Here is an 8,736-nt window from a genome sequence, read left to right on the forward strand (position 1 = left end):
TCTTCGCCGCAGGCTTCTCGCCGTCCGCCTTCGCCGCTGCCTTTTTGGGCGCGGCCTTCTTCTTGGCCGGCGTCTTCTTCTTGCCCGCCGGTGCCATCGCGGCGCGCGCGTCGATCAGTTGCGCGGCCTCTTCCAGCGTCAGTTGCTCGGGCGTGATCGTCTTCGGGAGCGTCGCGTTGGTGGTGCCGTCGGTGACGTAGGGACCGTAGCGACCCTCCATCAGCTTGAGCTCCGCCTCGGTGCGCGGGTGCGCGCCCAGTACCTTTAGCGGCTCGCGCGCGGCGCCGCGCTGCGGACGACCGCCGCCCGCCGCTGCCTCCGCGAGCTTCACCACCGCGGCGTTCATGCCGGTGTCGAACACGTCGGCGGTCGAAGTGAGGCGCGCGTACTTGCCCGCGTGCGCGAGATACGGTCCGTAGCGCCCGATCGCGGCGGTGATGTCCTGCCCCGTCTCAGGATGCTGGCCGATCGTGCGCGGTAGGCTCAAGAGCTTGAGCGCCATCTCGAGGTCCAGTTCGACGTCCTTCGGGATCGAGGCGCGCTTCGCTTCCTTGCCCTCGCCGAGCTGGATGTACGGACCGAACCGTCCCGACTTGCGCTCGACCTCCAGCCCGGTCTCGGGATCCTTGCCGAGCATCTCGGGCCCGGTCGCCTCGGCGGCATCACCGCCCTGCGCGAAGCGGCGGGTGTATTTGCATTCGGGATAGTTAGAGCAGGCGATGAATGCGCCGAAGCGCCCGCCGCGCAGCGCCAGGCTGCCCGCCTGACATGCGGGACACGCGCGCGGGTCGCTGCCGTCGGCCTTGTCGGGAAACAAATAGGGCGCGAGGAAGGTGTCGAGCTCGGCGGTCACCTCCGACGGCTTCTGCTCCATGACCTCGGCGGTACGCGGCTTGAAATCGCGCCAGAAGCTTTCCAGCACCGCCTGCCACTGCGCGCGCCCGCCCGACACGTCGTCGAGCTCCTCCTCCAGCTCGGCGGTGTAGTCGTAGCCGACGTAGCGCGGGAAGAAGCGTTCGAGGAACGCAGTCACCAGCCGGCCGCTTTCCTCGGCGAAGAAGCGGTTCTTCTCGACCCGGACGTAGGCGCGGTCCTTCAGCGTCTTGATGATCGACGCGTAGGTAGAGGGGCGGCCGATGCCGAGCTCCTCCATCCGCTTGACGAGGCTCGCCTCCGAGTAGCGCGGCAGCGGCTGGGTGAAATGCTGCTCGGCATCGACCGCCTTCTTGGCGGGCGCGTCGCCCTCGCGCATCCGCGGCAGGCGGCGCGCGTCCTCGTCGGCGCTGTCGTCCTGCCCTTCCTCGTAGAGCGCGAGATAGCCGGGGAACAGCACGACCTGACCGGTCGCGCGCAGCACGTTGCGCCCGGTGCCGTCGGCGAACTCGATCGTGGTACGCTCCATGCGGGCCGATGCCATCTGGCTGGCGAGCGCGCGCTTCCACACCAGCTCGTACAGGCGCGCATGGTCGCCCGAGCCGACGCGGTCCTTGGAGAAATCGGTCGGACGGATCGCCTCGTGCGCTTCCTGCGCGTTCTTCGCCTTGGCCTGGTACTGCCGCGGCTTGTCGGGGACGTAGCTGCCGTCGTAGCGGTTGGCGATCGCACCGCGCGCGGCGGAAATGGCGCTGCCGTCCATCTGCACGCCGTCGGTGCGCATATAGGTGATCGCGCCGTCCTCGTAGAGCTGCTGCGCGATCCGCATCGTGTGGTCGGCGGAGAAGCCGAGCTTGCGCGCCGCCTCCTGCTGCAGCGTCGAGGTGGTGAAGGGCGGCGGCGGGTTGCGCGTCGCGGGGCGCGTTTCGACCGACTGCACGGTGAAGCGGCCGGCCTCGACATCGGCCTTGGCGCGGTGTGCGTCGCCCTCGTTGCCGATCGACAGGCGGTCGAGCTTCCTGCCCTCCCACTGCGACAATCGCGCGGTGAAGGGGGTGCCGTCGTGCTCCAGGCTGGCCGTCACCGACCAATATTCCTGCGCGACGAACAGCTCGATCTCGCGCTCGCGCTCGACGATCAGGCGGAGCGCGACCGATTGGACGCGCCCGGCCGACTTGGCGCCGGGCAGCTTGCGCCACAGGACGGGCGAGAGCGTGAAGCCGACGAGATAGTCGAGCGCGCGGCGCGCGCGGTACGCGTCGATCAGGTCGGTATCGAGCGCGCGCGGCGCCTTCATCGCGTCGGTCACCGCCTGTTTGGTGATCGCGTTGAAGGTGACGCGCTCGACTGCCTTGGGCAAAGCGCGACGTTTGGCGAGGACTTCCTGCACGTGCCAGCTGATCGCCTCGCCCTCCCGGTCAGGGTCGGTCGCCAGGATCAGGCGGTCGGCAGTCTTCGACAGGTCGGTGATCGCCTTGAGCTGCTTGGCCTTGTCGGCGTAGTTCTCCCACTCCATCGCGAACCCGTCGTCGGGGTTCACCGACCCGTCCTTGGGCGGCAGATCGCGGACGTGACCGTAGCTCGCGAGGACGCGATAGTCGGAGCCGAGGTATTTTTCGATGGTCTTCGCCTTGGCGGGCGATTCGACGATGACGAGTTGCATTGGTGCCTAACTAGGGAGCTTCACACGTATGCGCGAGGGTGACGGTCCGGACGGAGCGCCGTCAAGGGGCGCGTGACGGCGTGGCGAACCACGCGGCGAGGAAGCCGGCACCGAGCGCGAGGTCGATCGCACCGAAGACGGCGGTGGCCGATCCGCTCGCCAGGATCAGTGCGGGCACGCCGAACGCCAGCTTCTCCGCGACGCCCGCGAGCATCAGCGGGCGGTAGCGCACCGGATCGCCGCCGATGATCCAGAAGACGAGCTGGAAGGCGAGCGCGGTCAGCGCGAAGGCAAGTTGCGGCAGGCTGACCGCACCCGGCGCGGCGAGGCTGGCGACGAGCGCCACCGTGCCGTAGATCGCGGCGCCGCGAAACCACCAGCGCGGCCAGCGTGGGTCAGGGGCACTCAGCACAGGCTGACGCGCCCGGCCGCGTGCCGCTCCAGCCGCCCGCCGAGTTCGAGTTCCAGCAGCACCATCTGCACCACCGCGGGCGCGAGCCCTGCCTGTCGGACGAGCTCGTCGACGCCGACCGGCACCGGGCCGAGCAGGTCGGTGACGCGGCGGCGCTCGGCCTCGCTGGCGTCCTCGGGCGGCGGGGCGCCCCAGGCGGCGGCAGGTGCCCGTACACTGGCGCGCAGATCGATCGGACGGATCTGTTCGAGCACGTCGGCGGCCGACTGGATCAGCACCGCGCCGTCGCGGATCAGGCCGTTGCATCCTTGCGCACGCGGGTCGCTAGGGTGGCCGGGCACCGCCATCACCTCGCGCCCCGCCTCGCCCGCCAGCCGCGCGGTGATGAGCGAGCCCGAGCGCGGCGCCGCCTCGATCACCACGGTGCCGAGCGACAGCGCCGCGATGATGCGGTTGCGATGCGGAAAGTGGCGCGCGCGCGGCTCGGTGCCCGGCGGCATCTCGGCAACGAGCAATGCTTCCTGCGCAATGCGTTCCTGCAAGCGCGCATTCTCGGGCGGGTAGGCGACGTCGATCCCGCCGGCGATGACGCCGATCGTGGCGGGGCCATTTGTCGTCGTCAGGGCACCCTCGTGCGCGGCGGTGTCGATCCCGCGCGCGAGCCCGGAGACGACGACCGCGCCCGCCTGCGCTGTCTCCTGCGCCAGCCCGCGAGCGAAGCGGCACGACGCGGCCGAGGCGTTGCGCGCGCCGACCATCGCCACCGTGTCGCGCGCGGCGAGCGACAGGTCGCCGCGCACGGTCAGCACCGGCGGCGCGTCCGACAGTTCGGCGAGCAGCGCCGGATAGTCGCTCGTGCCGAGGAACAGGTAGCGCGCGCCGATCCGCGCGACCGTCTCCATCTCTCGCCGCGCGACGTCCCCGTCGGTGACCGCGGGCACGCGGCCGCCCCCGCGCCTGGCCAGATCCGGCAGCGCCTCGATCGCCGCGGCGGCAGTGCCGAAGCGCGCGAGCAACTGGCGGAACGACACCGGTCCGATCGACGGCGTGCGGATCAGCCGCACCCGCGCCAGCGCGTCGGCGTCGGTGATCGCCTGGGCCGCGGAGGCGTGGTGCAGCGCCGCGGCCTCGCGCATCGCTCAGGCGTCCTTGGCGCGGCCGACGCGCGGCTCGGTCCCGTCGAGCAGCCGCGCGACGTTTGCCCGGTGTTTCCACACCACGATCAGCGCGAGCGCGAGCAGCAGCGGTACGAGGTCGAACGGTCCGAGGATCGCGGCGGCGACCGGCGCGCTGACCGCCGCCGCCATGCCAGCGACCGAGGAGATGCGCAGGCCCGCGAGCAGCCCGAGCCACACGATCGCGTAGACGAGCCCGAGCGGCCAGGCGAGCGCGACCACGATCCCCATCAGCGTCGCGACACCCTTGCCGCCCTTGAACCCGAGCCAGATGGGGTAGCAGTGGCCGAGGAATGCGCCCGCCGCGGCGAGCGGAGTTTCCGCGGGGAAAAACGCGGCAACGATCAGGACCGCGGCGAGGCCCTTCAGCATGTCGAGCAGCAACGTCGCGGCGGCGAGCCCCTTGCGACCCGTGCGCAGAACGTTGGTGGCGCCGATGTTCCCCGAGCCGAGCTGGCGCAGGTCGCCCGCGCCGCCGAGACGCGTCAGGATGACGCCGAACGGGATCGCACCGAGCAAATAGCCGATCAGCAAGGCCGCCGCGGGCGGCATCCAGATGATTTCCGTGCCCAGTTCTGTTCCCCTTCTGACCCTGTTCTAGCGGCGCATGAATGGTGTGTCACTCATCTGTATCTACCAGGGCGCGACGGCTATGCGGGCGCGCATGAGTGACGACGCGCGACCGATCCTGTTCTTCGATTCGGGCGTCGGCGGCCTATCGGTGGTCGCGCCGACGCGCGCGCTGCTGCCCGCCGCACCGATCGTCTACGCGGCCGACAGCGCGGGCTTTCCCTACGGTACCAAGAGCGAGGTGGAGATCGCCGCGCGCGTGCCCGCGCTGCTCGGGCGGTTGGCGGAGCGCTATCGGCCACGGCTGATCGTGATCGCGTGCAACACGGCGTCCACGATCGCGCTGCCCGCGGTGCGCGCGGCGCTCGACCTGCCGATCGTCGGCACGGTGCCCTCGATCAAGCCCGCTGCACTGGCGTCGCGGACGCGCGTGATCGGCGTGCTCGGGACCGAGGCGACGGTGCGTCAGCCCTATGTCGACGACCTCGCGGCGCGTTTCGCGGGGGATTGCACGGTGTTGCGCTACGGATCGGCGGCGCTGGTGGAGATCGCGGAAGCCGCGCTGGCCGGCGAGGCGCCGTCGCTCGATGCTGTCGCGACAGAACTTGCCGGGCTCTTCAACCAACCGGAGGGCAACCGGATTGACGTGATCGTTAACGCGTGCACGCATTTTCCGCTGCTGGAGGGCGATATGCGCGCGGTCGCGCCGGACGGCGTCAGCTTCGTTGATGGCGGCCCGGGAATCGCGCGGCGCGTGGCCGCGCTGACCGAGGGACAGGCGTGGCCGCGCGACTCAGGCCCGCACCGGCTGGTGTTCACGCGACTGGGCGAGCGCGAGGCGCGGATCGGCGCGCAGCTGCGCGCGCACGGCTTCGCCGAGCCCGAGACACTGTGATCGACCAAATGCGCTGGAAAAGCGGGTCCGGCAGGCGTAAGTCGCTCGCATGATTAGCGAGAGCAGCGAAGCGCGCCGGGCCGCACAGGTCGACGCACGCCCAGTTGACGCACGGGCGGTGGACTATTCGCGCGTGTTCACCCAGGCGATCGACCGCCTGCACGCCGAGGGCCGCTACCGCGTCTTCATCGACATCCTCCGCAACAAGGGCATGTTCCCCAACGCGCGCTGCTTCGCCGGGCACAACGGGCCGAAGCCGATCACGGTGTGGTGCTCGAACGATTACCTCGCCATGGGGCAGCACCCGAAGGTGATCGCCGCGATGGAGGAAGCGCTCCACGACGTCGGCGCAGGGAGCGGCGGCACGCGCAACATCGGCGGCAACACGCACTACCACGTCGATCTCGAAGGCGAGCTCGCCGACCTGCACGGCAAGGAGGCCGCGCTGCTGTTCACCAGCGGCTACGTCTCGAACGAGGCAACTTTGGCGACGCTCGCCAAGGTGCTACCGGGCTGCATCATCTACTCCGACGAGCTCAACCACGCATCGATGATCGCGGGCATCCGCAATTCGGGCTGCGAGAAGCGCGTCTTTCGCCACAACGATGTCGCGCATCTCGAGGAACTGCTCGCCGCCGATGACCCAGGGGTGCCCAAGCTGATCGCGTTCGAGAGCGTGTACTCGATGGAGGGAGACGTCGCGCCGATCGCGGCGATCTGCGATCTGGCCGACACGTACAACGCGCTGACCTACCTCGACGAGGTGCACGCGGTCGGCATGTACGGAGCGCGCGGTGGCGGCATCTCGGAGCGTGACGCGGTCGCCGACCGGCTGACGATCATCGAGGGCACGCTGGGCAAGGCGTTCGGAGTGATGGGCGGCTATATCGCGGCCGATCGCACGATCGTGGACGTGATCCGCTCCTACGCGCCGGGGTTCATCTTCACCACCAGCCTGTCGCCGGTGCTGGTCGCGGGCGTGCTGGCGAGCGTGCGCCACCTGAAATCGTCGAGCGTCGAGCGCGAGGGTCAGCAGCGCGCCGCGGCGACGCTCAAGGCGATGCTCGCCGACGCCGGGCTGCCGGTGATGGCGGGGGAGACGCACATCGTGCCCGTCATGGTCGGCGATCCCGTAAAGGCCAAGAAGATCAGCGACATCCTGCTCGCCGAGTACGGCGTGTACGTGCAGCCGATCAACTACCCGACCGTGCCGCGCGGCACCGAGCGGCTGCGCTTCACCCCCGGACCCGCGCACAGCGAGGCAATGATGCGCGAGCTGACCAACGCTCTGGTCGAGATCTGGGGCCGGTTGGAGCTGCGCCAGGCGGCGTAGCGTCCGCGCCGGAGCGCCGGAGGGAAGACGTTACTGCAACGCCGCGTCGCGCTGGGCTAGCACCGGCGGCAAGTACGGTGTCGGCGCACTGGCCGGCATCGCCGCCAGCGCCTCCGCGATGATCCGGGCGCGGTCCTTCGGCGAGGGATGCGTGCGGCTGCGGAACATGCCGGGGTCGACCTTCTTCCCCGGCCCCTGCCAGAAGCGTACCGCGTTCTGCGGGTCCCAGCCGGCGTTGCGCAGCAGGAAGGCGCCGAGCACGTCGGCCTCGGTCTCGGTGTCTCGGAACCGGCGCGCGTTGCGGCCGAACTCGCCGAACAACCCCCATTTGACGCCGGCCGTCTCCAGCCGCGCGCGGTGGCGCAGGATCGTGTGCGCGAGCTCGTGCGCGACGACCACCGCGACGTCGTCGTCGTTGTAGGTTTCCATCAGTCGCGCACCGACCTGGACGACATGGCCGTCCGACGACGCGCCGAGCTTCGGGCCGGCCACGACCTCGAACTCGCTGCGGCAGGCGGGCAAGGGCTCGATCGAGACGCGGCGCGACGCGCGCGTGTCGGCGAGCGTCAGCGCGACGGGTGCACCAACCGGCAGCGCGGCCAGCTGCGCGAGTGCGGCATCGCGCGTCGCACTGGTATCGTGCGCGATCGTGGGCACGGCGAGCGGCTTTCCCGCGAGCGCGGCGACGCCCTCGTTCTGCACCACGCCGGCCCGCGCCGCGGGTGAGCCGGGCACCACCCACTCGACCGCGACCGGCGCGGAGAAGCCGAATACCGCGCGTGCCGCGGCGGCATCGCGGGCGGCATATTGGTTCAGCGCGTGAAGGACGAGGCCGGTACCCGGCTGCCGGTCGCGACACAGCGCCGCGTTGGCGGTGGCGAGTCGCCACGCGATCGTGGCGAGCCGCGCGTCCTGCGCCCGCAACGCCTCGAACGTCGCTCGGCTGTCGGGTGCGGCAGCGGCGAGGAGGGCGAGCGGCAGGAACAGGCAGAGGATACGCGACATGGCGCCGGCTTCTACCCCGCCCGTGTCGCCCGGTCATCCCGCGTCGCGGCCGCATTGACTTCGTACGCCGCAGGCATCAGATTAGTTTCACTTGATACCAGTGGAGCGCGACATGGACCATATCGACGTCAATCCGATGGGGCTCGACGGCTTCGCCTTCTGCGAATTCACCGCGCCCGACGCCGACACGCTGGCGCAGCAGTTCGAGGCGCTGGGCTTCGTTCCCGTGGCGACGCACCCGACCAAGCAGGTGACGCTCTACCGTCAGGGCCGCATCAACCTGCTGATCAACCGCGAGGAGACGGGTCAGGCGGCCGAGTTCCGCGATGCCCACGGCCCGTCGGCGAACGCGATGGCATTCCGCGTCTCGAATGCGCGCGAGGCGCTGGACGCGGCGGTGGAGCGCGGCGCCAAGGCGATGGACGCGAGCGGCAGCGCGCTGCCGGACGCGCAGGTGCTGGAAGGGATCGGCGGGTCGCTGCTGTACCTGGTCGACAGTGATCCGTTCGCCGACTGGAACGAGGTCGAGGGCTGGCGCGAGGCGGCGGCGCAGAACAACGTCGGGCTCGATGTGCTCGACCACCTGACGCACAACGTACGCCGCGGGCAGATGCGGACGTGGTCGGCATTTTACGGCCAGATCTTCGGCTTCGAGGAGCAGAAGTATTTCGACATCAAGGGCAAGGCGACCGGCCTGTTCAGCCAGGCGATGATCGCGCCCGACAAGGCGATCCGCATTCCGCTCAACGAGAGCCAGGACGACCACAGCCAGATCGAGGAGTTCATCCGCGATTACAACGGCGAGGGTAT

The 8,736-nt window shown here is 70.1% G+C and carries 8 protein-coding genes; 3 read left to right on the top strand and 5 right to left on the bottom strand.

Annotation, left to right across the window (positions count from 1 at the left end):
- The 4 genes from topA to plsY all read right to left on the bottom strand — a co-directional run.
- The coding region (topA, locus tag ACFDS6_RS09795; RefSeq protein WP_375271978.1) for a type I DNA topoisomerase at positions 1-2,536 on the bottom strand (2,536 nt) is incomplete at its 3' end.
- A 61-nt stretch (positions 2,537-2,597) separates the two neighbouring features.
- Positions 2,598-2,948: a hypothetical protein gene (locus tag ACFDS6_RS09800; RefSeq protein ID WP_375271979.1), complete on the bottom strand. Its 351-nt coding sequence runs from the start codon at positions 2,946-2,948 to the stop codon at positions 2,598-2,600.
- A complete protein-coding gene (gene dprA, locus ACFDS6_RS09805; RefSeq protein WP_375271980.1) occupies positions 2,942-4,084 on the bottom strand; it encodes a DNA-processing protein DprA in 1,143 nt (380 codons plus the stop codon). The genes ACFDS6_RS09800 and dprA overlap by 7 nt, the downstream gene beginning before the upstream one ends.
- Positions 4,085-4,087: 3 nt before the next feature.
- Positions 4,088-4,675 carry a glycerol-3-phosphate 1-O-acyltransferase PlsY gene (gene plsY / locus ACFDS6_RS09810; RefSeq protein ID WP_375271981.1) on the bottom strand — a complete coding sequence of 196 codons (588 nt, stop codon included), beginning with the start codon at positions 4,673-4,675 and terminating at the stop codon, positions 4,088-4,090.
- Positions 4,676-4,787: 112 nt separating this feature from the next.
- On the opposite strand from plsY, the gene murI reads away from it, so the two are divergent.
- Both murI and hemA read left to right on the top strand, forming a co-directional pair.
- Complete coding sequence (gene murI / locus ACFDS6_RS09815; RefSeq protein ID WP_375271982.1) at positions 4,788-5,588, top strand: glutamate racemase; 801 nt, start codon at positions 4,788-4,790, stop codon at positions 5,586-5,588.
- 118 nt (positions 5,589-5,706) lie between these two features.
- Positions 5,707-6,921, top strand: a complete 1,215-nt coding sequence (gene hemA / locus ACFDS6_RS09820) for a 5-aminolevulinate synthase (RefSeq protein WP_375271983.1) — start codon at positions 5,707-5,709, stop codon at positions 6,919-6,921.
- Between the two features lie 30 nt (positions 6,922-6,951).
- Here hemA and ACFDS6_RS09825 read toward each other — a convergent pair whose 3' ends face one another.
- Complete coding sequence (locus ACFDS6_RS09825) at positions 6,952-7,926, bottom strand: M48 family metalloprotease (protein WP_375271984.1); 975 nt, start codon at positions 7,924-7,926, stop codon at positions 6,952-6,954.
- 112 nt (positions 7,927-8,038) lie between these two features.
- Here ACFDS6_RS09825 and ACFDS6_RS09830 point away from each other — a divergent pair.
- On the top strand, positions 8,039-8,736 hold a 698-nt coding region (locus ACFDS6_RS09830; RefSeq protein WP_375271985.1), incomplete at its 3' end, for a 4-hydroxyphenylpyruvate dioxygenase family protein.

Source organism: Sphingomonas sp. (genome assembly GCF_042095875.1).
Taxonomy (GTDB): Bacteria; Pseudomonadota; Alphaproteobacteria; order Sphingomonadales; family Sphingomonadaceae; genus Sphingomonas.

Excerpts from the sequence above, each read along its gene's own strand:
- plsY (WP_375271981.1), bottom strand. The coding sequence starts at position 4,675 with ATGCCGCCCGCGGCGGCCTTGCTGATCGGCTATTTGCTCGGTGCGATC.
- dprA (WP_375271980.1), bottom strand. The coding sequence starts at position 4,084 with ATGCGCGAGGCCGCGGCGCTGCACCACGCCTCCGCGGCCCAGGCGATC.
- ACFDS6_RS09825 (WP_375271984.1), bottom strand. The coding sequence starts at position 7,926 with ATGTCGCGTATCCTCTGCCTGTTCCTGCCGCTCGCCCTCCTCGCCGCT.
- murI (WP_375271982.1), top strand. The coding sequence starts at position 4,788 with ATGAGTGACGACGCGCGACCGATCCTGTTCTTCGATTCGGGCGTCGGC.